This window comes from Sphingomonas sp. BE123 (assembly GCF_031456015.1).
Taxonomy (GTDB): Bacteria; Pseudomonadota; Alphaproteobacteria; order Sphingomonadales; family Sphingomonadaceae; genus Sphingomonas.
Genome location: NZ_JAVDTW010000002.1, coordinates 1,273,493 through 1,297,007, shown reverse-complemented (window position 1 = coordinate 1,297,007; position 23,515 = coordinate 1,273,493). Strand labels below are relative to the sequence as shown.

The window sequence follows — 23,515 nt, the reverse complement described above, 5'->3', positions numbered from 1 at the left end:
CGGTCCGGGCCGTGCTGGCCCGGACACCGGACATGAAAAGGCCGCCGCCCGGAACCCCGGACGGCGGCCTTTTTCATGCCCTCGCCATGACGCTTCGGTCAGAAGAAGGTCGAGATCCCGAGATAGGCGAAGCGCATGTCGCCGGTATCCGGCGCGTTCGGCGCATCGGTCAGGAAATCGCCCTTGGCCAGCAGCGCCGCTCCGGCTTCAAGCCGCAGCCGCTTGGGGACCACCCAGGTGCGCACGCGCCCTTCGAACTGAAAGCCAGCATCGCGGCCCGATGCGCCGGTAGCATCGCGGACCGAGGTGGCGGCGAAGCTGTCGGTGGCCGAGGCGAGCCACAGTTTCTGGGCCTTGAGCATGAAGTCCCAGCCCTTGGCAGGCTTCGCATCGAACAAGATGCCCGGGCTGATCACATTGGCGCGGCTGACCGGGCCGTACAGACTGATCGGGCCGAAATCGCCGCGCCGCCCGCCGAACAGCGGGTCGAAGCGCGTCACGCTCGGCGCGCTGGTGTCACCGCTGGCATATTCGAACAGCGCGGCGACGCGCGGCGTCCAGCCGGTCGGGAAGGTATAGCCGAGTTCGACATGCGCACTGCCCGCGCGCACCTTGCGATCGGTTACATCGGCAGCGGACGTGGTCGCGCGCATGGTGCCGCGCTGCAGGATTCCCTCGACGTCGAAGTCGAACTTGCCCTTGGCCGCGCCGCGGTTGATGCGCAGGCCGCTGGTGAACAGCTCGCGGTCGCGCGTCGGGCGCCCGGTGCGATCGCGCTCGCCCAGCCAGAAGCCATAGATTTCGGCATTGGCCCCGGCCACCGCCTTGGCGCGGGTGAACGATCCGCCCCAGAAATGCAGGCCGGGATTGGCGCGGTCGAGCTCGACCTTGTTGTCCTGCATGCTCGCGCGGTCCGACGGCAGCTTGTCGAACGGGCGCACCGCGACGAGGTGCAGCCGGTCGCCGCGCTTGCTGGTCCAGTCGAAATCGACGCCAAGGAAGCTGTTGGGCGAGTTCGACCAGTCCGGACGGTCAAGAATGCGCCCGGAACCGGAATTCACCGTGAAGCGGCCGAGGCGAACAACGCCCTTCCCCGCCTGTCCGGCCACCCCGCCCAGTTCGACGCCAAGATAGGCCTGGAGCGGTTCGAGCGCGTTGCTCTCGCTGGTCCCGGCGGTCGAACGACTGTTCTGGAAATAGCTGCGCGCGTCGTCGAGTTCTGCCGTCAGGTGGATGCCGCCGAAATCATAGCTGGCCGTGATCAGCGTCCGGAACGACAGCATCGCGTCGCTTTCGGGCGCATTGGGGCGGACCTGACCATCGACCGCCTCGGCGCGGGCGCGGACGCTGCCCTCGATGCTGAAGCCGGTGGCATCTTCGTCGATGGCTGCCTGAGCCGGCCCTGCGACCATCAACATGCTGGCAAGTGCCGTGCCCCCCGCCGCCAGCGTCCACCGTTTCATCACCGCATTCCTCCATGACTTCCTCGCTGATTTATAGAGGAAGATCGGACGGGACCCGTGCGCCGCACCGCCACTCACGTAGTTTCACAAGGGTCCGTTGCATCTTCGCAACGACGCCGCGATCGCGCTGTCGTCTGCGCCGGAGGTAGCGATGCCGGGCAGCGTCGCCGCGCCGAACGTCCGCTTGCCCCGCGGGTCCCCGCGCGCGGCTCCGGGCGGTCCGCTCGCCACCGCCTAATTCCGCGGAGCCTGCCGCCGGTAGCTCAGCGCTTCGGCGACATGGATGCGGCCGACGGTTTCAGCCCCCGCGAGATCGGCGATGGTGCGCGCGACGCGCAGCATGCGGGTATAGCCACGCGCACTCATGCGCATTGCCTCGGCGGCCTGGGCGAGCAGCTTGCGACCGGGTTCGTCGGGGGTGGCAACGGCGTCGAGCACCGGGCCATCGGCCTCGGCATTGGTGCGCGGGCCGTCGCTGCCATAGCGCGCGCGCTGAACCGCGCGCGCCGCGGCAACGCGTGCGCCGACTTCGGCGGAGCCTTCGGCGGGCGGGGGCAGCACCAGATCGGCGGCGGTGACCGGCTGCACCTCGACATGCAGGTCGATGCGGTCGAGCAAAGGCCCCGACACCTTGGCCTGGTAATCGGCGGCACAGCGCGGCGCACGGGCGCAGGCGAGCGCGGGGTCGCCGAGATGCCCGCAGCGGCACGGGTTCATCGCCGCCACCAGCTGAACCCGCGCCGGAAAGGTGACATGGGCATTGGCGCGCGCGACGCTGACCGTCCCCGCCTCCAGCGGCTGGCGCAGCGAATCGAGCACGGCACGCTGGAATTCGGGGAGTTCGTCGAGGAACAGCACGCCCAGATGCGCAAGGCTGACCTCGCCCGGCTTGACCTTGAGCCCGCCGCCGGTGAGCGCGGCCATCGACGCCGAATGATGCGGGCTGCGGAACGGCCGCGTGCGGGTCAGCCGCCCGCCCTCTAGCGTGCCCGCGACGCTGGCGACCATCGACACCTCCAGCGCCTCCGCGGCGTCGAGTGGGGGCAGGATACCGGGCAGACAGCTCGCCATCAGCGACTTGCCCGCGCCGGGCGGCCCGACCATCAACAGATTATGCCCGCCCGCCGCCGCGATTTCGAGCGCGCGCTTGGCCGTCTCCTGCCCCTTTACCTGCTTGAGGTCGGGGCCGAAGTCCGGCGCATCGGCCTCGCCCGGCTCCGGCGCGCCCAGCAGTTGCTGACCCTTCAGATGGTTGAGCAGGCCGATCAGGTCGGGCGCGGCCAGCACCGCGCCGGTCCCGGCCCATGCCGCCTCAGCCCCCTGCGCGGCAGGACAGATCAGCCCCTTCCCCTCCCCCGCCGCATGCAACGCCGCGAGCAGCACGCCGGGCGACGGCGCGATCCGTCCGTCGAGCGCGAGTTCGCCGACCACGACATAATCGGCCAGCGCCTCGGCATCGGTCACGCCCATTGCCGCCAGCAGGGCGAGCGCGATCGGCAGGTCGAAATGCGACCCTTCCTTGGGCAGGTCGGCGGGCGACAGGTTGAGGACGATATGCTTGGGCGGCATGGCCAGCCCGATCGCCGCCATCGCCGCGCGCACCCGTTCGCGGCTTTCCGCCACCGCCTTGTCCGGCAGGCCGACGATCATGAATTTGGGAAGACCGGGGACGAGGTTACACTGCACCTCGACGCTGCGCGCCTCCAGCCCGAGATATGCGACCGTCGAGACACTCGCGACCATCACCGCCCCCTTTTTGTTCACGGGGTTGTAGCGGCTTTTCGCTGGAGGGAAACGGTTCATCGCGCCTGCGCCTTGCATCGGCAATACACCACCCCATCTCGAAACGATGCGCCGCGCTCCGCATCCCGTCGTTCGAATCGTCCTGCTGGTGACCGGATGGATCCTGTTTCTGGTCGTCGCACCGCTGGTGTCGCCGTTTCCGGGACCGGCCGGAACGGTCGTCGCCGCGTTCGGACTGATTCTCATCCTGCGCAATTCGCGCTGGGCGCGGCACCGATTCGTGCGGCTCAAGGCGCGCTGGCCGCGCGTTGGCGCCTTTATCGACCGGATTTTGGTGCGCGGAAGCGCCAAACGCCGGCGTTCCCGGGCAAAAAGGCTCGCCGCGAATTGACTTGGGCGTCGGCTTTGGCTAACGGCCCCGTTCACACGGTCGCCCCCGCGGCGGCCTTTTCAGTTTCTAGAATTCAGGGAATGAGCGATGAAGCGGACCTTTCAGCCGAGCAACCTGGTGCGGGCGCGCCGGCACGGCTTCCGGTCGCGCATGGCGACCCCGGGCGGCCGCAAGGTCATTCGTGCCCGGCGCGCCCGCGGCCGCAACAAGCTGAGCGCATAAGCCTGACGCCAGCATCGCTGGCGCCACACCAGCCCGTTTCCTCGACCGGGGAAGCGGGCTGTTCTTGTTCGCCCGTCCCGCCGCTGGCGCGGATGACCCAGCGCAAGGACTATCTTGCCGCCAACGCCGGCAAGCGCGCGCCGATGCCCGGCTTCGTGCTGATCGTGCGTCGGCGCGACGATGCCGACGCGACGATGCGAATCGGCATCACCGTGTCCAAGAAGGTCGGCAACGCGGTCATCCGCAACCGCATGAAGCGCCGCTTTCGCGCGCTGGTGCGCGACGTGCTGCCGGTCGCCGGCGTGCCCGGCGCCGACCATGTCCTGATCGGCCGCGCCAGCGGGATCGAGCGGGACTATGCCGCACTCAAGGCCGAACTGGCCAAGGCACTGGCAAAGGTACAGCGGTGATCGCCCGCATCCTCATCCTGATCGCGCGCGCCTGGCAGATCGGCCCGTCGCGCATCCTGCCGCCCAGCTGCCGCTTCGCGCCAAGCTGTTCGGCCTATGCAATCGAGGCGCTCTCCCGCTATGGGGCGCTCAAGGGCGGATGGCTGGCGCTGCGGCGCATCCTTCGCTGCCATCCATGGGGTGGGCACGGCTATGATCCCGTGCCCTGATGTCCTGACCGGGGAATGACGTGAAAGAAGACCAGAAGAATTTCCTGCTGTTCGCGGTGATCGCGGGGCTGCTCTTGTTCGCGTGGCCGGCGGTGACCGGCTGGCTGTTCCCCACGCCCCCCGCCCCCACGGTGACCAAGGCAGCGGACGGCGCGCCCAAGGTCGTGCCCAATCCCGGCGCCGATCCGACCGCCGACACGCCGCAGGCGATCCGCGACCGCAACACGGTGCTGCGCGAAACCCCGCGCATCGCGATCGAAACGCCGACGGTGCGCGGCTCGCTCAACCTCAAGGGCGCGCGCATCGATGATCTGGTGCTGGTCAAGCACAAGGAAACGATCGCCAAGGACAGCGCGCCGATCCGCCTGCTCTCGCCCAGCGGCACGCGCGACGCCTATTTCGCCGGCTTCGGCTGGTCGGGTCAGGGCCTCAACGCCCCCGGCCCCGACACGGTGTGGAAAGCCAGCGGGTCGAAGCTGACCCCGACCACGCCGGTCACGCTGACTGCCAGCAATGGCACGCAGCGTTTCGCGATCGAGCTGTCGGTCGATGACGGCTATATGTTCACCGTCCGCCAGCAGGTCGCGAACCTGGGGCAAAAGCCGGTGGCGGCGGCCGGCTATGGCTATCTCTACCGCTATGGCGCGGGCAAGGATGTCGACACCTGGACGATCCATGCCGGTCCGGTCGCATCCTATGGCGGCGCCGTGGATTATGGCGTGAACTACGACACGGTGACCGAAGAAGGCACGAAGCGCTTCGATTCGAAGGGCGGCTGGATCGGCTATACCGACATCTACTGGCTGACCGCGCTGGTTCCCGATCAGGGCATGCCGGTGGGCCTCAGCTTCCGTCCCGCCGCCAATGGCGCGACCCAGGCGCAGTTCGAACCGACCACCGCGCGCCAGATCGCGCCGGGTCAGGTGATGACTCAGACGACGCGCTTCTTCGCGGGGGCCAAGGACGTCAACCTGCTCGACAGCTATGAGGAAGAAGGCGGCATCCGCCAGTTCGGCAAGGCGATCGACTGGGGCTGGTTCGAAATCTTCGAAAAGCCGATCTTCCATTATCTCCACTGGCTGTTCCGCATGGTCGGCAATTTCGGTGTCGCGATCATCCTGCTGACCGTCACCGTCCGCCTGCTGCTGTTCCCGATCGCGCAGAAGCAGTTCGCGTCGATGGCCGCGATGCGCGCGCTCCAGCCCAAGATGAAGGCGCTGCAGGAACGCTACAAGGACGACAAACCGCGCCAGCAGCAGGAGATCATGAAGCTGTACAAGGACGAGAAGGTGAACCCGCTCGCGGGCTGCCTGCCGACTCTGCTGCAGATTCCGATCCTCTACGCACTGTACAAGGTGCTGATGCTGTCGATCGAGATGCGCCATCAGCCGCTGGTGGCGTGGATCAAGGATCTGTCGGCGCCCGACCCGGCGAACCTCGTCAACCTGATCCATTATCTGACCGGCATCCAGCTGCCGATGTTCCTGGCGCTGGGCGTGTTCCCGGTCCTGCTCGGCGTGTCGATGTGGGCGCAGTTCAAGCTGAACCCGGCCCCGACCGACGAAGTGCAGAAGCAGATGTTCGCGATCATGCCATGGGTGCTGATGTTCGTGATGGCGCCGTTCGCGGCGGGGCTCCAGCTCTACTGGATCACCTCGAACCTGCTCACCATCGCGCAGCAGAAGTTCCTGTACATGCGCCACCCGGCGCTCAAGGAGCCGGTGCCGGCATCGGCCGCGGTGATCGATGCCAAGCCCGGCAAGGGGAAGAAGTGACCGAATTCGACCCCGAGCTGATCGAGAGCGCGCGCAAGACCTTTGCAGGGCCCGTCGCGTTCCTCAAATCCGCGCCTGCGCTCAACTTCCTGCCCGACGCGGTCGTGCCGGAAGTGGCGTTTGCCGGCCGGTCGAATGTCGGCAAATCCTCGCTGCTCAACGCGCTCACCAACCGCAACGGCCTGGCGCGCACGTCGAATACGCCGGGGCGGACGCAGGAGCTCAATTTCTTCGACGTCGGCGATCCGGTGAAGTTCCGGCTGGTCGACATGCCCGGCTACGGCTTTGCCAAGGCGCCCAAGGACATTGTCCGCAAGTGGCGGTTCCTGGTGAACGACTATCTGCGCGGCCGCGACGTGCTCAAGCGCGTGCTGGTGCTGATCGACAGCCGCCACGGCATCAAGGATGTCGATCGCGAGATCCTCGACATGCTCGACGCGGCGGCGGTCAGCTATCGCATCGTCCTGACCAAGGGCGACAAGATCAAGCCGGCGGAACTTGCCGAAGTGACGCAGCGCACGATCGACGAAGCGCGCAAGCGCCCGGCCGCGCACCCCGACATCCTCGCCACGTCGAGCGAAAAGAATGACGGCATCGCCGAGCTGCGCGCCGCGGTGATCGAGGCGGTCAGCATCTGACCGCCTCGCCCGGCTCAGGCCGGGTTATGCTTGGCCAGGAACGCTTCCATCGCTTTGAGGAACTCCAGCCGGTCCTCCTGGCGCGAGAAATGGTGGTCGGCCAGCGGCTGGACGATATAGGTCACGTCCTTCCCCGCGCTTTTCAGCTTCTGCGCAATCGCACGTGACTGGATGATCGGTACCACCCGGTCTTCCTCGCCGTGCATCAGCAGCACCGGGATCTTCACCGCCTCCGGGTAATTGACCGGGGACACCGATTTGAGATCGCTCGCCTGCCGCCGCAGCCAGTCGCTGCGCGCGCCGGCGTAGAGGAAGTTGCGCTGGTGCCGCAGCATGCGGTTGAGGTCGGAAACACCGGCATAGGAAATGGCGCAGCGATATTTGTCGCTGTCGCGCTGCGCCGCCCGCAGCGCCGCATAGCCGCCATAGGAAGCGCCGACCATGCACACCCGCGCCGGATCGGCCAGGCCCAGATCGGCCAGCGCCCGGACCGAATCGTCCAGATCGTCCTGCATCGACAGGCCCCACTGCCCCTCGCCCAGCTCCATGAACCGCGTCCCATAGCCGGTGGAGCCGCGATAATTGGGCTGGACCACCAGATAGCCGCGATCGGCCAGGAATTGCGGCCACCAGTCCCAGGTTTCGCTGTCGCGCGCCCGCGGGCCGCCATGCGGCATGACGATCAGCGGCAGCTTGCCGGTGCGCCCGCGCGGCGTGGTCAGCACCGCCGCAATCTCGACCCCGTCGCGCGCCTTGTAGCGGATGGTGCGGACCGGGTGCATCCGCTTCAGCTTGATGCTCGGGTTGGTATAGGCGAGCGGCATCACCGTCGTGCTGGCGCGCTCGAACAGGAAATAGCCGCCCGGCGCGTCGGCCCCGCCGACCGCGATGATCGCGCGGCTGCGATCGCTGCTGGTCGACACGATCTGGACCTGCGCGCCCTTGACCAGTCCCGACACGGTCGCCTGCATCGCCTGCATGTCGGGGTCGACCCAGCGCACGGCGGCGGCATTTTCCTCGACCGCCACGCCCAGCAGTTTCGACCCGCCCGCATCGGGGATCAGCCCGGCAATGTCATAGCCCTTGCTGGCGAACAGCTGCTTGCCGCGTTCCAGCGTGCGCAGGTCCAGCTCGTACAGCGCCGAAAATCCGTCCGCGTCGTCGTCGATCACCAGCGCGCGGCTCTTGTCCTCCAGAAACAGCGCCGGGACGGTCAGCCGGTCGTCGCCCTTGCGCGTGCGGTCGATCGTGCGGAACAACTGCTCGTTGGTGTCGCGATAATGAATCCGGCGCGACCGGCCGTCCTCGCTGAAGCCGATGCCCATCCGCACCACGCCCGCGCTGTCGGCGTACCAGTCCATCACCCCGGTCAGGCCGGCCAGGATGGTGCGCCGCTTGCCGGTGTCGAGGTTGATTTCCTCGACCTTGGGCCAGAAGCCGGCGGTGTCGGTGAAGATCGAGGTCTGGAAGGCGAGCATCACCCGCGCGCTGCCGTCGCGCGCGGTCCAGATCACGTCATCGCCGGTCTGGCCGGCGTCGCGCGGGGCGAGCTGGATCACCTTGCCGGTCGGCACATGATAGCCGATCGCGCGCGTCGCATACCATTCGTCGCCGTCGACCGGCACGGTCTGGCCGATCCCGATCACGACCCAGTCCTTGTTGACCCAGCGCCACCAGTTGACGTCGGCCTTGCCCGCGCCCAGCAATTGCGGCGCCCCGGCCGCACCGATGGTCGAGATCGAGAAATATTGCGTCCCGCGAATCGCGATCTTTGCCGCGATCCGCGTGCCATCGGGCGAGAGGGCAGGCCCCTCCATCTGCGGCATGTCGGCAAAGGCTTCGACCGCAAGCGGCGCGGGAGTTGCGGCAGCGGCTGGACGGGCGGGCGCGGGGGCCGCTCCCTGCTGTGGCGGCGCGGCGCCGATTGTCGCAAGACCAGCGGCTATCATGATGAACTTGCGCGGCATTTTACCCCCCATTGCGCGAACGCCCCAGCGGTCAACCTGTCGCGTTGCCGACGCCGGCGCAAGCGAAATACGGCTCAGCGCTGCGGACCGCGCCGCCCCGCCCAGCGCTGCAACCGGGGCCGCACGCGCAGAAAGGCGCGATAGCCGCGTTCGAGCAGCGCCAGCACCAGCGGATTGCGCGCGGCAAGCCCCAGCGGGCGCAGCAGCGGGATGGCGCGCCACATCGCGGCAAAGGCAGCCGCCCCGGACAGCAATTGCCCGTCCTCACGCGCATGAAACCGCGCGAGCAGTTCGGCCCGATTGACCGGGCACGCGCCGTCGCCCAGCCCCGCGATCGGGACGAAATCGATCCGTCCGCGCCGGTCGAGCCGACGCATCAGCGCGATCTCGCGCACGCACAGCGGGCATTGGTCGTCGTACCAGATGGTCAGGTTGCGCATCATGCGGGTTTAGCAGCGCCGTCGCACCGGTAACAGCGGACCGGTTGCTCCACCCCCCGCGCGCCGCTATCCCCACGCGATGCTCAAGCTTTTCATCGGCAACAAGGCCTATTCCTCCTGGTCGCTGCGCGGCTGGCTCGCGTGCAAGCTCTCCGGCCTGCCGTTCGAGGAAGTGGTGGTCCCGCTCTACGATCAGGACTGGGACAAGCGGCGCGAGGGCGACGAGTTCGCGCCGTCGTCGGGCAAGGTGCCGATCCTGTGGGATGGCGACGCGGTGGTGTGGGACAGCCTTGCCATCGTCGAATATCTCAATGAAAAATCGGGCGGCGACAAATTCTGGCCGACCGATCCCGCGGCGCGCGCGATGGCGCGCTCGATGGCGGCCGAAATGCATTCGGGCTATGCCGCGCTGCGCCGCAAGCACAGCATGAACATCCGCCAGGTCTATCCGCCCCGGACGCCCGACGACGATGTGATGCACGACATCCAGCGGATCATGGAGCTGTGGGCGCAGGCCCGCGCGCGTTATGGCGGCGACGGGGAATTCCTGTTCGGCCAGTTCGGCGCGGTCGACGTGATGTTCGCGCCGGTCGTGACGCGCTTCGTCACCTATTCCCTTCCCGTCGCGCGCTTCGCCCCCGCCTATATGAACGCGGTGCTGCAGCATCCCTTCATGCAGGACTGGATCGCCGGCGCGCAGGAAGAGGATTGGGTGATCGAACAGTTCGAGCAGGCGCCCGCCTGACCGGTCAGCGCGCGGTGCCCGGCGCCGCGCCCGCCTGCCACGCGATCCCGACGCATTGCGCGAACAGCGGCGCCCGCCGGCGCAGCTGGGCCTGGGCTGCCGTATCGAATTCGGCATGCGCCTCAAGCCGTTCGATCGCGCCCGCCATCGCCGACCGGCACAGGCTGCGCGCCCTGGGCACGTCGCGGTCGTTGCGCGCCAGAAAGCCGGCGGCCACCGCCAGCCCTTCGACCCGGTGGCGGTCCCCCTGCGGCAGCGTGACGAGCCCGGCCACGGCCTGTTGCATCAACCGGATCAGGTCCTCCTCGATATAATCGCGCGCCAGCGGCCGCCGGAAACCCTCGGTCAGATATTGCTCCTGCCCCTGCGCATCCTTGGCGCGGAGCATCGCGACCATCGGCGCGTCCTTGCCGATCAGCCGGCCCGCTTCCTCATGCGCCTCGCGATAGGCCGTCAGCAGCTGGCGCCACACCCCGCCTTCCCATTGCAGCGCGCCGCGATCGATGTCGCGCTGCAGCCGCTCGGCCGCCAGCGCCCAGGTGTCTGCGGCAGCAATCGTCGCCTCGAGCGCATCGATGCCGGTCAGCGCGCGATGCACGCCCGACGGCTTGCCGTCGCGAAACCCGGTGGCGATGTTGAGCGCGCCCTGCGCCCGCGCCGCCCGGATGGCGGGCGCACGCAGCAACCGCTCATCCTCGGCCGTCACCAGCGGGGCGAGCAGGTCGCGCGCGCTGGTCAGGAACGGCACCGCCGCGTCGTACAGCTCCTGGCGGATCAGATTGCGGCCCAGCGCGACCAGCACATCGGCGCGCACCTCCGGCGCGGGCTGTGCCTGCGCGTCGGCGAGCAAGGCGCGCAGCCGCGCCTCCGCTTCCCGCCAGCGGCCGGCCTGCTCGGTCGCGATCGCGCAGCTGACCTGCAGATGCAGCCGTGTCGCCGGATCCGCGCCGGGGCCGGCGGGATCGACGCTACAGCGCTGCAGCGCCGACGCGCGGCCCAGCAGCGCCGCGGCGCGCAACGCCTGCGCCTGCATCCGCCATCCCAGCGCCGAATCGGCACCCTCGATCCGCCGCGCCAGCGTCGCCGCGCCCTCGGCATGGATCAGGATGCTCGCGGGATAGCCAAGCTGTTCATAGCGCTCGGCCTGCGCGACCAGATCCGCGAGCGCGGCGGCGCCTGCCGCCGGGTCGGCAAGCGTGTCGGCGACATAGGCCGCGTGAAACGGCAATGATGTCGGATAATCGGCGCTCGACAGGATCCCCGCCGCGGCGCGTAGCCGGGCCAGCGCGGTCGGCGCATCGATCGGATCATAGACCGACGCCAGCACCCCCTGCACCGCCCAGTCGGACAGCGCGCGCAACCCGCGCCGCCGCGCTTCGTCAAAGGCAAAGACGAGCACGCCGTTGCATTCGAATGCCTTGGCGTCGCCCCGCGCACGCGCGCCGGTCACGCACGCGGCATGTTCGCGCCGCACAATCTGTTCCATCCGCGCATCGCTGGCGGTCCGCGCAGCGGCCTCGACGCCCGGCGTCATCGCCCGAAACTCGACCTGTGCCGCTGCCGGGCTGGCGATCAGCATGCCGCACAGCAGCGCCAGCCAGCGCCGCCTTCTCCGTGGCGGCGCGGCGTGCGGGATTGTGTCGCGGTCACGCTTGGGCAAAGGAGCCTCCATAGAAGGAGCCTGTATGCCCGACGTCGTCGACCTCACCAAGGCGCTGATTGCCGCGCCCAGCATCACCCCGGCGCGCGGGACGGTGTTCGACGTGCTCGAAGCGGCGCTGATCCCGCTCGGTTTCGATGTCGAGCGGTTCGTCACGGGGGAGGCCCCCGACGGCCCGGTCGAAAATATGCTCGCGGTGCGCACCGCCGGGCCGGGGCCACATTTCGCCTTTGCCGGGCATCTCGACGTGGTGCCGCCGGGCGAAGGCTGGGCATCGGGTGCATTCGCGCCGGAAATCCGCGGCGACCTGCTGTACGGGCGCGGCGCGGTCGACATGAAGGGCGCGATCGCGGCGTTCGTCGCGGCGCTCGCCCCCCTGCCCGCGACCGGCACGGTCAGCCTGATCATCACCGGCGATGAAGAAGGCCCGGCGACCTATGGCACGCTCGCGATCATGGACCGCATGGCCGCGCGCGGCCTGACCCCCGATCTGTGCCTGGTGGGTGAACCGACCAGCACGCAGCGGCTGGGCGACACGATCAAGATCGGGCGGCGCGGGTCCACGGTGATCGATATCGAGGTGCCAGGGCGGCAGGGCCATGTCGCCTATCCGCATCTCGCCGACAATCCGGTCCCGCGCCTCGTCCGCGCGCTGGCGGAGATCGACGCCATCGTGCTCGACACCGGGACCGACTGGTTCCAGCCGTCGAACATCGAAGTGATCGACCTGGAAGTGGGCAATCCCGCGACCAACGTTATTCCCGGTCGCGCGCGGGCGCGCATCTCGATCCGCTTCAACGACCGCCATCGCGGCCCTGACCTGATCGCGCGGGTGCAGGATATCGTCCACGCCCATGCCCCTGCCGGCATCGTGCGCGGCCGCGTCTATGGCGAGGCGTTCCTGACCCAGCCGGGCGCACTGTCCACGCTGGTTGCCGACGCGATCCGCGCCGAAACCGGGGTCGAAGCCGAGCTGTCGACCAGCGGCGGCACGTCCGACGCGCGCTTCCTGTCGCGCATCTGCCCGGTGGTCGAATTCGGCCTGCTCAACGCGACCATGCACAAGCTGGATGAAGCGGTGGCGCTGGACGACCTCCACGCGCTCACGCGCATCTATGCCGGGGTGCTCGCGCGCGCCTTTGCCTGACGTTCAGGCGCGCCGCGCCGCCTGCGGCACTGCCCGCGCCCAGTCGAGGAACGCCGACTCGGGCATCGGGCGCGCGATCGCATAGCCCTGCAGAATGTCGCAACCGATGACGCGCAGCACGTCGAGCTGCGCCTCGGTCTCGATCCCCTCTGCCACCACTTCGCAACCGATGCCGTGGATCAGGCCGATCACCGCATGCGCGATGGCCCGTGCCTCGCTGCTTGTCGCGATATTCTCGACCAGGCTGCGGTCGAGCTTGACCCGGTCCAGCGGCAGGTCGCGCAGCCGCGCCAGGTTGGAATAGCCGGTGCCGAAATCGTCGACCGCCACCGTCGCCCCGTCGCTGCGCAGCGCGGCAATGGCGTCGATCACCTCGCGCGAGCAATGCATCGCCAGCGTCTCGGTAATCTCCAGTTCGAGCAGCCGCGCCGGCGCACCGGCGGCCTGCATCGCCTCGCGCAGCCGCCGGAAAAAGGCGGCATGGTCGAGCTGGCGCGGACTGATGTTCACCGCCAGCCGCTGTTCGACCCCGATCTCGCCCCAGCGGGCAATGGTCTGCGCGACATGCTCGATCACCCATTCGCCGATCTCGACGATCAGGCCGGTTTCCTCGGCCCGCGCGATGAACGATCCGGGCAGGCACAGCCCGCGCGTGGGATGTTCCCAGCGCAACAGCGCCTCGGCCGCGACGATGCGGCCGTCGCGCGCGCTCACCTGCGGCTGATAGACCAGCGCGAACTGGTTGCGTTCCACCGCGAGGCGCAGGTCGCTTTCGAGCAGCGCGCGCTCGGCGATATCTGCCGCCAGCTGGTCGGTGAAATGCTCGGCGCGGCCGCGGCCCTTGGCCTTGGCATGGTACATCGCCGTATCGGCCGCGCGCATCAGGTCGGTCAGCGAACTGCCGTGATTGGGGCGCAGCGCGATGCCGACCGAGGCGCCGATCGACACTTCCTGATCGGCCAGGTCGAACGGCTCGGACAGCGCGAACAGGATGCCGCGCCCGACCCGGTCGGCGTCGCGAACATGCCCCAGTTCGGGGAAAAAGATGGTGAATTCGTCGCCCGACAGGCGCCCGATCAGCGGCTGGCGGGCATCGCCCTCGATCGCGAACCGGTCGGCCACCGCGCGCAGCCGGTTCGATACCATCGCCAGCAGCTGGTCGCCCACGGCATGGCCCAGCGTGTCGTTGACCGCCTTGAACCGGTCGAGGTCGATGAAAAACAGCGCCGCCATCGCATCGTGCGGCAGCTCGCCCAGCATCCGCTCGCAGCTGCGCCGGAAATGGATGCGGTTGGGCAGGCCGGTGACGGGGTCGAACAGCGCCAGCCGCTGCACGCTGTCGAGATTGCTGTGCATCTGGCTGAACAGCCCGTCCATCGCCCGCGCCAGCGGCGGCACGCACTGCTCGACCTCGGCCGGAATCTCGCTCTGCAGATCGCCATTGGCGGCGCGGCTCAGCCGCTCGATCGCCGCGTCGATCGCCTCGGCGGTCGAGGCGATGGTGCGCTCGGCATAGGCCCAGCACATCACGGCACAGATGATCGCCGCGATCAGCGCGCGCCCGGTGCTCGCGGCATCCAGCGCGTCGCGCGCGGTTGCGGCGAGCGCGAGGATGAACACCAGCGCACCGGCACAAAACGCAAATGCGATTGCGCGGCTTTTCAGCGAAAATCCGTCCATCGCAGTCGCGCGATCCCCCACGCACGCCGGACCCATTCCGGCGGTTCGTTACCGGGTATCGCGCGAAAGAGTTAAAATTTTCGCGCTGGCGACCGCGGGCGGCGCAGGATGATATAGAGCGCGCCATGACCGCCATGGCGCGGGTGTGCGCCACGCACCGCCGCGATCGCATCGGCATGGCGCGACGCGGCCAGCCAGTCGCCCACCGCCGCGCGGATCGCCCCGCGCGCATGCGGTCGTTCGGACTCGGGACGCGGCGGCTTGCCGGTGATCAGCAGCAGCACGCGATCGCCGCGCGCAATCGCACGGTCCAGCCCCTGGTCGAGCATCGCATGCGCGCTGGCGAGCGTATGGCCGTGCAGGTCGATCGCGCTTTCCGGCGCGACCAGCCCACGCGCCAGCCGCCGCTCCCAGCTGCCATCCAGCGTATCGCGCGGCGGCTTGGGCGGTGGCGGCGCGGGCTGGCGCAGCGGCGGCACCCGCCCCTTCACCTTCCTCGCCGCGACCGGCTCGGCGACGGGGGCCGGCGCCACGAACGGCACCATCGGCGCCGGCGGCACGGGCACCGCCCGCGGCATCGGCGTCACGCTGGAAATCACCCGCTGCCACAAGGCCCGCTCTTCGGGCGACAAGGCGCGCGGCGGGCGGGTCACCTCAGTTCCCGGTCAGGCGGGCAAGCGTCCCCTTGGGCAGCAACAGCCAGGCGGTGCCGCGCGCGGCCATGCCACCGGCAATTGCCCGCGCATCGTCGCCCGCACCCCAAAAGGTGTCGAAACGGTTGGCGCCCTTGATCGCGCCGCCGGTATCCTGCGCCACCCACAGGCCATTGGCGTCCTGCCGGTCCATCGACAGGAACACCGGCGCGCCCAGCGGCACGAATTTCGGATCGGCCGCCACCGTGCCCAGCGCAGTCACCGGCACGCCCAGCGCGCCCAGCGGCCCGGGGCCGGTCAGTTCGCGGAAGAACACATAGCTCTTGTTCTCGCGCATGATCGCCGTGCCCTGTTCGGGGTTCGCGCGCAGATACGCCATGATCCCCTGCATCGACGCCTGGCCGGGCTTGAGCAGCCCGCGATCCAGCATCAGCTTGCCGATCCCGGTATAGTCGCGCCCATTCTGGCTGGCATAACCGATCCGCATCACCCCGCCATCGGGCAGGCGCAGGCGCCCCGACCCCTGGATCTGCAGGAAGAACAGCTCGACCGGATCCGCCGCCCAGGCGATCTCGAGCCCGCGTCCGGCCAGCGCGCCCTGCTCGATCGCGGTGCGGTCATGATACTGGACCAGCCGCGTCCCCTCGACCCGCCCACGGATCGACTTGCCCGCCAGCGCCTCCGAAAAACTGCCAAGGTCGACATCGACCAGGTCGGCCGGGCGGGCATAGACCGGCACTTCATAGCCGGGACGGCGCGTGCGCGATCCGGCAATTTCCGGCTCGTAATAGCCGGTGGCAAAGGCCTTGCCGTCGGCGACCTGCACGGTTTCGAAATAGCGCGCGAAAAAGCTGCTGGCGTCGCGATCCTGCGTCGTTGCGGCGGCGGTGCAGGCCGGGCGCCAGTCCTCGCCGCGCGTCAGGCCGGTGGCGTCCGTGCGGCGCAGCAGCGTGGCACAGCTCAGCTTGAACGCCCCCAGCGCGCGCGCTGCCGCCGCCATCGTCACCGGCAGGTCCTGAACGGCCGGCCCGGCGACCAGCCCGGCGGCTGCGGCGGTGGTCACCCCGGCCGCGACGGCTGGTGCGGGTGCCGGTGCCAGCGGCGTTGCCGCAACCGGCTGGCGCACCCCACCGGGCAGCGGCGCCGGGCGAACCGGCGTCGCGCCGCCGGTTGCCGGCCGTCCCGCCGGAACCACTCCGGACGAACAGGCGCCCAACAGTGCGGCGCATGCCGCTACCCCCCAAGCGCGCATCATTCCTCCATCATCGTCCCAACCGGTCGCTCAGACCTCGTCGGTGTCGCTCAGCTTCCAGTTCGGATCGCCGCTACCCAGGGTGCGGCTGAACGTCCAGGCGTCATGCGTCTGCACCGCATCGCTCAGCGATCCGGCGATGACGTTGCCGTCCTTGTCGCGCGTCACCGCGGCGATATCGGCGTCGAAGCGCACCGTGATGCGCGCCAGCTTGCCATCAAGCGCGATGTCCGAAATCACCGCGCGCTCGATCCCGATCAGGCGGTTGTCGAGCGTCTCGCCCGCCGCCTCGCGCGCGTCGATCGCGGCGATGAAGCTGTCGCGCACTTCGGCATCGACCAGCCAGTCGAGCGTTTCGCGGTCGCCCTTCCAGAACGCTTCCAGGATCATGCGGTACGCCGATTTCGCGCCCTCGACGAACTGCCCGACATCGAACGCCGGGTCGGCGGCGACCAGCGCGCGCAGACCGGTTTCGGCACCGCTTTCCAGCGGGCGCGGACCGGTGTCGCGCACCTCGGCCGGCATGTCGATCGTGCGCGGCATCTGCGGCGCGCCGGCGCGTTCTTCCGCCGGGCGCGGCAAGGGTTGCTCATGCCCGGTCCGCTTGCCCAGCACCGAATAGAGCCGGAGGGCCAGAAACGCCGCAATCGCGGCAAACAGGATCACTAGATACACGTCGGCACCTTCTTTCTCATGCGCAACATAGGCGCGAAACCGCCGGGTTTCAAATCCGCCATTGCGCCGGATGCTGGCCCGTTGAAACGGTCAACCGCCCCTGCTAGGCGCGGCGGTCATTCGAACGCGGGTCGCCGCGACAAGTATCCCGAACAGGCAAAGGAAGTTTGACGACCATGGACACGCCCGACAACGCAGCGCCGATGGGCGAACCTCAGGCGAACGGCGCCGACACCGCGCCGTCGGTCGGCGTGATCTCGCAATATGTGAAGGATTTCTCGTTCGAGAATCCGAACTCGCCCGCAATCTACCAGGTCCAGGGCCAGCCGGCGTTCGACGTTCAGTTCAACATCGGCGCTTCCGAAGTCGCGCAGGACATTCATGAAGTGATCCTGAAGATCGACGTGCGCGCGACGATGGAGAACCAGGTCGCGTTCATCGTCGACCTGTCCTATGCCGGGCTGTTCGCGATCCGCAACGTGCCGGCCGAACATCTCCAGCCCTTCCTGCTCGGCGAAGCGCCGCGCCTGCTCTTCCCGTTCGCGCGCCGCGTGCTCGCCGATTCGGTCCGCGACGGTGGTTTCCCGCCGCTGATGCTCGAGCCGATCGACTTCAACGGCCTGTACGAACAGCAGCGCGCGCAGCAGGATTCGCCGGCGATGCTGGGCGGCGAGGCCGGCCAGGCGTAAAGGCCGACGCCCCCTTCTATCCTCCCCCGCCAGGGGGAGGTGGCAGCGCGCAGCGCTGACGGAGGGGGCGGAAGCACGACGGTCGAGCGGACATTCCCGTCCTCCCCCTCCGTCGCCTTCGGCGCCACCTCCCCCTGGCGGGGGAGGATTGAGATAAGGGCGGGCACGCATGAACCTCGTCAAGGCACTCGGGTCGATCGGCGGGTTGACGCTCGTCAGCCGGGTGCTCGGGCTGGTCCGCGATTCGCTGTTCGCGCGCTATGTCGGCGCCAGCTTCGCGTCCGACGCCTTCCTGATCGCCTTCCGCCTGCCCAACCTGTTCCGCGCGCTGTTTGCCGAGGGCGCGTTCAGCGCTGCCTTCGTGCCGATGTTCAGCAAGAAGGTCGGCGAATCCGGCGGCGACACGAAATCGGCCCTGTCCTTCGCCGAACAGGCGCTGTCGGTCCTCCTGCCGATCCTGATCCTGATCACCGCCGTCATGGAAATCGCCGCCTATCCGGTGGTGTGGGCGCTGTCGGGCGGGTTCAACGAAGCCAGTCCTGCCGAATTCGCCTATGCGGTCGAACTGTCGCGGATCACCTTTCCCTATCTGCTGCTGATCAGCCTCGTCTCGCTGCTCGGCGGCATCCTCAATTCGCTCAACAAATTTTGGGTGAATGCCGCAGCGCCGATCCTGCTCAACGCGACGCTGATCGTCGCCCTGCTGTTCTTCCACGCGGACTCGACGCTGCTGACCGCGCGCAATCAGGCGATTGCGGTGACCGTTTCGGGCGTGCTCCAGCTGCTGTGGCTGATCCTCGCCTGCCGCGCCGCCGGGGTAAAGCTCAGGCTGCGCCTCCCGCGCCTCACCCCGGACGTGAAGCAGTTGCTCAAGCTGATCGGTCCGGCTGCGGCCGGAGCGGGTGCCTATCAGATCAATCTCGTCATCTCGACCGCGCTCGCCGCCAGCCTGCTGGTCGAGGGGTCGGTGTCCTACATCTATTATGCCGACCGGCTGAACCAGCTGCCGCTCGGCCTGATCGGCATCGGGCTTGGCACCGTGCTGCTCCCCACCATCGCGCGCCAGCTGGGCGCGGGCAATGACGGCGCGGCGATGCACACGCAGAATCGCGGTGCGGAACTGGCGCTGTTCCTCACCCTCCCCGCCACGATCGCGCTGGTCGTCTGCGGCGCGCCGATCGTCGCGGCGCTGTTCCAGCATGGCGCCTTCACGCCGCAGGATACCCGCGCGACGGCACAGGCGCTCGCCGCCTTCTCGGTCGGCCTGCCCGCTTACATCCTGGTCAAGGTGCTGACCCCGGGCTTTTACGCGCGGTCCGACACCAAGACCCCGGTGCGCTATGCGACGATTTCGATCGGGATCAATCTCGTCCTCAACCTCGCGCTGATCGTCCCGCTCAAGCATATGGGTCCGCCGCTCGCCACCGCGATCGCGGCCTGGGTCAATGTCGCCCTGCTCTACCGCACGCTGGTCAAGCGCGGCCATTTCACCGCCGACCCCCAGCTGCGCCGTCGCGTCTGGCGGCTGGTCGGCGCGGCGACGGCGATGGGCGCGGTGATGTTCTTCCTCAACGATCTGTTCACGCCCTATACCAGCGGCGCCTGGACGATCCGCACGGCGGCGATGATGGTGCTGGTCGGCGCCGGCTGCATCGTCTACGCCGCCGCCTGTTTCGCGACCGGCGCGTTCCGCCCGAGCGACATCACGGCGCTGGTGCGCCGCAAATCAACCTGAAGACCTGGACAACCAACTCATGCGCGTCGTTTCCGGCATCAAGCCCACCGGCAATCTCCACCTCGGCAACTATCTCGGTGCGATCAAGCAATGGGTCGGCATGCAGGCCGATGTCGAGGCGGCGGGCGGCGAGTCGATGTACTTCATCGCCGACCTCCACGCGCTGACCGAATGGAGCGAGCCCGCCGCGATCACCGACAGCACGTTCGAGGTGAGCGCGGCGATGATCGCCAGCGGCATCGACCCCAGCCGCTCGATCCTGTTCAACCAGGCGCGCGTCCCCGCGCACAGCGAGCTTGCCTGGCTGCTCAACAATGTCGCGCGCGTCGGCTGGCTCAACCGCATGACCCAGTTCAAGGACAAGGCGGGCAAGAACCGCGAGGGCGCGAGCGTCGGTCTCTATGACTATCCGGTGCTGATGGCCGCCGACGTCCTGCTCTACCGCGCGACGCATGTGCCGGTGGGCGAGGATCAGAAACAGCATCTTGAGCTGGCGCGCGACATCGCCGCCAAGTTCAACCTCGATTACAAGACCGACCTGCTGCTCGAACCCGAACCGCTGATCAGCAAGGCCGCGCCGCGCATCATGTCGCTGCGCGATGCGACTCAGAAAATGTCCAAGTCGAACCCGTCCGAAGCAGCGCGGATCAACCTGGTCGACGATGATGACGCGATCGCGCAGAAATTCCGCAAGGCGAAGACCGACCCGGAACCGATGGGCGAGAGCTGGGAGTCGCTCAAGGACCGGCCCGAGGCCCGGAACCTCGTCACCATCTTCGCCGCGCTCGCCGACCGCACGCCCGAGGATGTGGTGGCGGAGTATGCCGGCCAGGGTTTCGGCAGCTTCAAGCCCGCGCTGGCCGACCTCGCCGTCGCCAAGCTCGGCCCGATCCGCGACGAGATGGTCCGCCTGATCGCGGACCGCGGCGCGGTCGATGCCGAACTGCGCAAGGGCGCTGAGCGCGCCGCCGCCCTCGCCGCGCCGCTGCTGCGCGACGTGCAGCAGGCGATGGGGCTGCGCATCGGCTGACAGGCTTTGTCGCTGGTTTGCGCGCGATAGCCTGATAGGCTGCGGGGGATGCGATGGCTCATCCCCTTGCTGCTCCTGCCCATCCCGGCGCTCGCCGCGGACCGCGCGCCGGTTCCGAAAGCGGCTACGAAGGTACAGGCCGCGCTCGACGCATGCCTCGCCCGACCCGATCCCGTGGACCGCTGTGTCGATCTGCAGCTCGCCCGCGCCCGCGCGCTGCTGGCCAGCGATCCGGAGCGCGCACTGAAGCTCGCCCAGGCCGCAAATGCCGCGCTGGATGAGGCCAGCGAAATCGTCGACAACCGGATCGGCCGGGTGAAATATCGCCGCGTCGGCCCCCCGGTCACGCCCGAAGAGGCAGCGGGAGCGCGCCGCGATGAAGAAGTGCTGCGCCGCATCTGGATCGAAATGGCGCAGGCCAGCGAGTTGATCGGCGACGCGTCGCTCGCCGCGGGGAAGCCCTATCGCGAGATGACCGGCGCCTATGGGCGCACTGCCGCAATCCTCGAACAGCGCGGGCGGGGTGAGGCCGATCTGCGACAGCGGCTCCGCGCCACGGGCAAGCGCGCGGCGGTCTTCACCGACTCCCCTTCCCCCGATGAGGGCGAGGCTCCCGCACGCGAAGCGTTTGACGCGGCGCGCACGGCGTTCGGCCCGACCGACCCGCTGACGCTCTCGCTCGCGCTGATCCGCGCGGATTCACTGGCGCAGCTCGGTCGCTTCGGCGAGGCCGAGCCGCTCTACCGCGACACGCGCGCGCGGCTGACCGACCCCACCGCGCGGTTCGACGCGGACATGCGCTATCTGCGCCTGCTCGTCCGGCTCGACCGGCGGCAGGAGGCCGAGGCGCTGGGCCGCAATCTTCTGACCCGTCTCGCCGCCGCCCGCGCCGATCCGCTCCAGGCCGCGCGGATCTATCTCGACCTGTCGGCGGTCGTTCTCCCCGAAGCCGGGCTGGCGCTCGCCCGCACCGCGCTCGCGCTGCGCACCGACACGCTTGGGGAGAAGCATGTCGACACCGCGCGCGCCCAGCTCGCCATCGCCACGCTGCTGGAGACACTGGGCCGCTACGCCGAGGCCGAGCCGCTGCGCCGTGCCGGCACCTGGGCGTTGCAGGGCAAGCTGTTCATGCAACATCCCGAAACCGCCACCGCATGGCTGCGCTATGGTGAGAATCTGCTGCTGCAGGACAAGCTCAAGGAAGCCGTATCCGCGCTGCGCTCGGCCGAGTTTGCGGTGCGCGACTCGGTCGGCGAAACGCATCCGCTCTACGGCCGCGTGCTGCTGTTCACCGGCATGGCGCAACTGCGCCAGGGCGATCGGCAATCGATCGCCACGATCGAACGCAGCCTGGGCATTATCCGCGCGGGCCTGGCGCTGACCCATGTCGACCGGTTACAGGCCGAATATAGCTGGGGGATGCTCAAGCTGCTGAGCGGCGACCCGGCAACCGCCCGCACACAATTCCGCGCAGTGGGCCAGGCCGGCCTCGATCGCGCCGCCGCCTTTGCCGATTACGGTCCCGCCGCTCAGCGCGAGCTGAAGCAATTCGCCGGGGTCTATGCGCTTCAGGTCCGCGCGGCGTGGCAGCTGGCGGTAAAAACGCCCTAGAAACGCGTCTCGGCGTAGATCCGGCTGACATCGCCCTGCCAGTCGCCGTGATATCGCTCGAGCAGCAGCTCGGCCGGAACCTTGCCGCTGCGCACGATCTCGCGCAGCGGGTCGAGGAAGCCGTTCTCGCTGTCCCCCGCCGAATTGAGCCGCGCCCGCGCCGTCAGCCCGGCCCCGGCAATGTCGATCACCTGTCCGGCAATGTCGCGCAGCGTGCCGCCACCCGGCAGCGGCGCGTCGAGGCCAAGCTTGGGCACGCTGTCGCGCAGCGTCTGCCGCCCGGCCATGTCCCAACCCTTGACCAGATCCCACGCCGCATCCAGCGCCCCCTGATCGTACAGCAGCCCGACCCAGAGCGCCGGCAGCGCGCAGATCCGCCCCCACGGCCCGCCATCGGCGCCGCGCATCTCGAGGAAGGTCTTCAACCGCACTTCGGGGAAGGCGGTCGACAGATGGTCCGCCCAATCGTCGAGCGTCGGCTTTTCGCCCGGCAGCACCGACAGCTCGCTCTTGAGGAAGTCGCGGAAGCTCAGCCCCGCCGCGTCGATGTACCGGCCCTCACGATAGACAAAGTACATCGGCACATCGAGCGCATAGTCGGCATAATGCTCATAGCCGAACCCGTCCTCGAACACGAACGGCAGCATGCCGGTGCGGTGCGGATCGGTGTCGGACCAGATGTGCGAGCGATACGAGAGCATCCCGTTCGGCCGCCCTTCCGTAAACGGCGAATTGGCGAACAGCGCGGTCGCCAGCGGCTGCAGCGCCAGCCCGACGCGGAATTTCTGCGCCATGTCCGCCTCGCTCGAATAATCGAGGTTCACCTGGATCGTGCAGGTGCGCAGCATCATGTCGAGGCCGAGCGACCCGACGCGCGGCATATGGTTGAGCATGATGCCATAGCGGCCCTTGGGCATGACCGGCAGCTCGGCGCGCGTCTTGTCCGGCCACATGCCAAGGCCAAGGAAGCCGATCCCCAGCTTCTCGCCCACCGCCTTCACCTGCTGCAGATGCCGCCCGGTCTCGGCGCAGGTCTGGTGCAGATTCTCCAGCGGCGCGCCGGAGAGTTCGAGCTGTCCGGCAGGCTCCAGGCTCACCGTCCCGTCCGGACCGGACAGCGCGATCACCTTGCCGCCCTCTTCGACCGGGCTCCAGCCGTACTGGGTCAGCTCGGCGAGCAGGTCGCGGATGCCACCCGGCTCGTCATAGGACGGCGCGTGATTGTCGCCGATCGCATAGACGAACTTCTCATGCTCGGTGCCGATGCGCCAGCGCTCCGCCGGCTTCTCGCCCCCGGCGAAATAGTCGAGGAGCATCTGACGGCTCTCGATGACAGGCGCGTTGCTGTTTGAAACCGTCTTTGTGCTCATCGCGCGCATT

General features: G+C 68.6%; 22 protein-coding genes. 12 read left to right on the top strand and 10 right to left on the bottom strand.

All coding sequences use genetic code 11. The annotated features are described in order from the left end of the window. Positions 1-98: 98 nt before the first annotated feature. Entirely contained in the window at positions 99-1,463 is a 1,365-nt protein-coding gene (locus J2Y54_RS14400) for an alginate export family protein (protein WP_310040716.1), read from the bottom strand. A 234-nt stretch (positions 1,464-1,697) separates the two neighbouring features. Beyond that, positions 1,698-3,206 (bottom strand): YifB family Mg chelatase-like AAA ATPase, encoded by a 1,509-nt coding sequence (locus tag J2Y54_RS14395; protein ID WP_310041326.1) that lies wholly within the window; start codon positions 3,204-3,206, stop codon positions 1,698-1,700. 106 nt (positions 3,207-3,312) lie between these two features. Here J2Y54_RS14395 and J2Y54_RS14390 point away from each other — a divergent pair, with 106 nt between their 5' ends. From J2Y54_RS14390 to yihA, 6 genes are all read left to right on the top strand, one after another. Then, positions 3,313-3,597 carry a hypothetical protein gene (locus J2Y54_RS14390; protein WP_310040713.1) on the top strand — a complete coding sequence of 95 codons (285 nt, stop codon included), beginning with the start codon at positions 3,313-3,315 and terminating at the stop codon, positions 3,595-3,597. An 87-nt stretch (positions 3,598-3,684) separates the two neighbouring features. Next, positions 3,685-3,819 carry a 50S ribosomal protein L34 gene (gene rpmH, locus J2Y54_RS14385; RefSeq protein ID WP_224922788.1) on the top strand — a complete coding sequence of 45 codons (135 nt, stop codon included), beginning with the start codon at positions 3,685-3,687 and terminating at the stop codon, positions 3,817-3,819. 92 nt (positions 3,820-3,911) lie between these two features. Next, the gene (gene rnpA / locus J2Y54_RS14380; protein ID WP_310040711.1) at positions 3,912-4,229 is read left to right on the top strand and encodes a ribonuclease P protein component; all 318 of its coding nucleotides are present in this window, start codon (positions 3,912-3,914) and stop codon (positions 4,227-4,229) included. Then, on the top strand, positions 4,226-4,438 hold the full coding sequence (yidD, locus tag J2Y54_RS14375) for a membrane protein insertion efficiency factor YidD (RefSeq protein WP_310040710.1): 213 nt from the start codon (positions 4,226-4,228) through the stop codon (positions 4,436-4,438). Before rnpA ends, yidD begins: the two co-directional genes overlap by 4 nt. Positions 4,439-4,458: 20 nt before the next feature. Next, complete coding sequence (yidC, locus tag J2Y54_RS14370; protein WP_310040708.1) at positions 4,459-6,213, top strand: membrane protein insertase YidC; 1,755 nt, start codon at positions 4,459-4,461, stop codon at positions 6,211-6,213. After that, positions 6,210-6,851, top strand: a complete 642-nt coding sequence (gene yihA, locus J2Y54_RS14365; protein WP_310040707.1) for a ribosome biogenesis GTP-binding protein YihA/YsxC — start codon at positions 6,210-6,212, stop codon at positions 6,849-6,851. The genes yidC and yihA overlap by 4 nt, the downstream gene beginning before the upstream one ends. Positions 6,852-6,865: 14 nt before the next feature. Here the strand turns inward: yihA and J2Y54_RS14360 are convergent, their stop codons facing one another. Beyond that, positions 6,866-8,818, bottom strand: coding sequence for a S9 family peptidase (locus tag J2Y54_RS14360; RefSeq protein WP_310040705.1), 1,953 nt, complete (start codon positions 8,816-8,818; stop codon positions 6,866-6,868). Between the two features lie 74 nt (positions 8,819-8,892). Next, positions 8,893-9,258 (bottom strand): DUF393 domain-containing protein, encoded by a 366-nt coding sequence (locus J2Y54_RS14355; protein ID WP_310040703.1) that lies wholly within the window; start codon positions 9,256-9,258, stop codon positions 8,893-8,895. 79 nt (positions 9,259-9,337) lie between these two features. Here J2Y54_RS14355 and J2Y54_RS14350 point away from each other — a divergent pair, with 79 nt between their 5' ends. Beyond that, the gene (locus J2Y54_RS14350) at positions 9,338-10,003 is read left to right on the top strand and encodes a glutathione S-transferase family protein (protein ID WP_310040701.1); all 666 of its coding nucleotides are present in this window, start codon (positions 9,338-9,340) and stop codon (positions 10,001-10,003) included. A 4-nt stretch (positions 10,004-10,007) separates the two neighbouring features. On the opposite strand, the gene J2Y54_RS14345 is transcribed toward J2Y54_RS14350, so the two are convergent. After that, complete coding sequence (locus J2Y54_RS14345) at positions 10,008-11,663, bottom strand: hypothetical protein (protein WP_310040700.1); 1,656 nt, start codon at positions 11,661-11,663, stop codon at positions 10,008-10,010. Between the two features lie 25 nt (positions 11,664-11,688). On the opposite strand from J2Y54_RS14345, the gene dapE reads away from it, so the two are divergent. Then, complete coding sequence (gene dapE, locus J2Y54_RS14340; RefSeq protein ID WP_310040698.1) at positions 11,689-12,810, top strand: succinyl-diaminopimelate desuccinylase; 1,122 nt, start codon at positions 11,689-11,691, stop codon at positions 12,808-12,810. Between the two features lie 3 nt (positions 12,811-12,813). Here dapE and J2Y54_RS14335 read toward each other — a convergent pair whose 3' ends face one another. The 4 genes from J2Y54_RS14335 to J2Y54_RS14320 all read right to left on the bottom strand — a co-directional run bounded on the left by J2Y54_RS14335 (position 12,814) and on the right by J2Y54_RS14320 (position 17,070). Then, positions 12,814-14,490, bottom strand: a complete 1,677-nt coding sequence (locus J2Y54_RS14335) for an EAL domain-containing protein (protein ID WP_310040695.1) — start codon at positions 14,488-14,490, stop codon at positions 12,814-12,816. Positions 14,491-14,561: 71 nt separating this feature from the next. After that, entirely contained in the window at positions 14,562-15,068 is a 507-nt protein-coding gene (locus tag J2Y54_RS14330) for a Smr/MutS family protein (protein WP_310041324.1), read from the bottom strand. A 76-nt stretch (positions 15,069-15,144) separates the two neighbouring features. Continuing rightward, on the bottom strand, positions 15,145-16,395 hold the full coding sequence (locus J2Y54_RS14325) for a murein transglycosylase A (protein WP_405052921.1): 1,251 nt from the start codon (positions 16,393-16,395) through the stop codon (positions 15,145-15,147). Positions 16,396-16,425: 30 nt separating this feature from the next. Continuing rightward, positions 16,426-17,070: a Tim44/TimA family putative adaptor protein gene (locus J2Y54_RS14320; RefSeq protein ID WP_310040692.1), complete on the bottom strand. Its 645-nt coding sequence runs from the start codon at positions 17,068-17,070 to the stop codon at positions 16,426-16,428. A gap of 176 nt (positions 17,071-17,246) precedes the next feature. On the opposite strand from J2Y54_RS14320, the gene secB reads away from it, so the two are divergent. From secB to J2Y54_RS14300, 4 genes are all read left to right on the top strand, one after another. Next, positions 17,247-17,759, top strand: a complete 513-nt coding sequence (gene secB, locus J2Y54_RS14315) for a protein-export chaperone SecB (protein ID WP_310040691.1) — start codon at positions 17,247-17,249, stop codon at positions 17,757-17,759. 169 nt (positions 17,760-17,928) lie between these two features. Next, the gene (gene murJ, locus J2Y54_RS14310; RefSeq protein ID WP_310040690.1) at positions 17,929-19,494 is read left to right on the top strand and encodes a murein biosynthesis integral membrane protein MurJ; all 1,566 of its coding nucleotides are present in this window, start codon (positions 17,929-17,931) and stop codon (positions 19,492-19,494) included. 19 nt (positions 19,495-19,513) lie between these two features. Continuing rightward, a complete protein-coding gene (gene trpS / locus J2Y54_RS14305) occupies positions 19,514-20,524 on the top strand; it encodes a tryptophan--tRNA ligase (protein ID WP_310040688.1) in 1,011 nt (336 codons plus the stop codon). Positions 20,525-20,572: 48 nt separating this feature from the next. Continuing rightward, positions 20,573-22,135, top strand: coding sequence for a hypothetical protein (locus J2Y54_RS14300; RefSeq protein WP_310040687.1), 1,563 nt, complete (start codon positions 20,573-20,575; stop codon positions 22,133-22,135). Here J2Y54_RS14300 and J2Y54_RS14295 read toward each other — a convergent pair. After that, on the bottom strand, positions 22,132-23,505 hold the full coding sequence (locus J2Y54_RS14295) for a glutamate--cysteine ligase (RefSeq protein ID WP_310040686.1): 1,374 nt from the start codon (positions 23,503-23,505) through the stop codon (positions 22,132-22,134). The genes J2Y54_RS14300 and J2Y54_RS14295 overlap by 4 nt on opposite strands. Between the last annotated feature and the right edge of the window lie 10 nt (positions 23,506-23,515).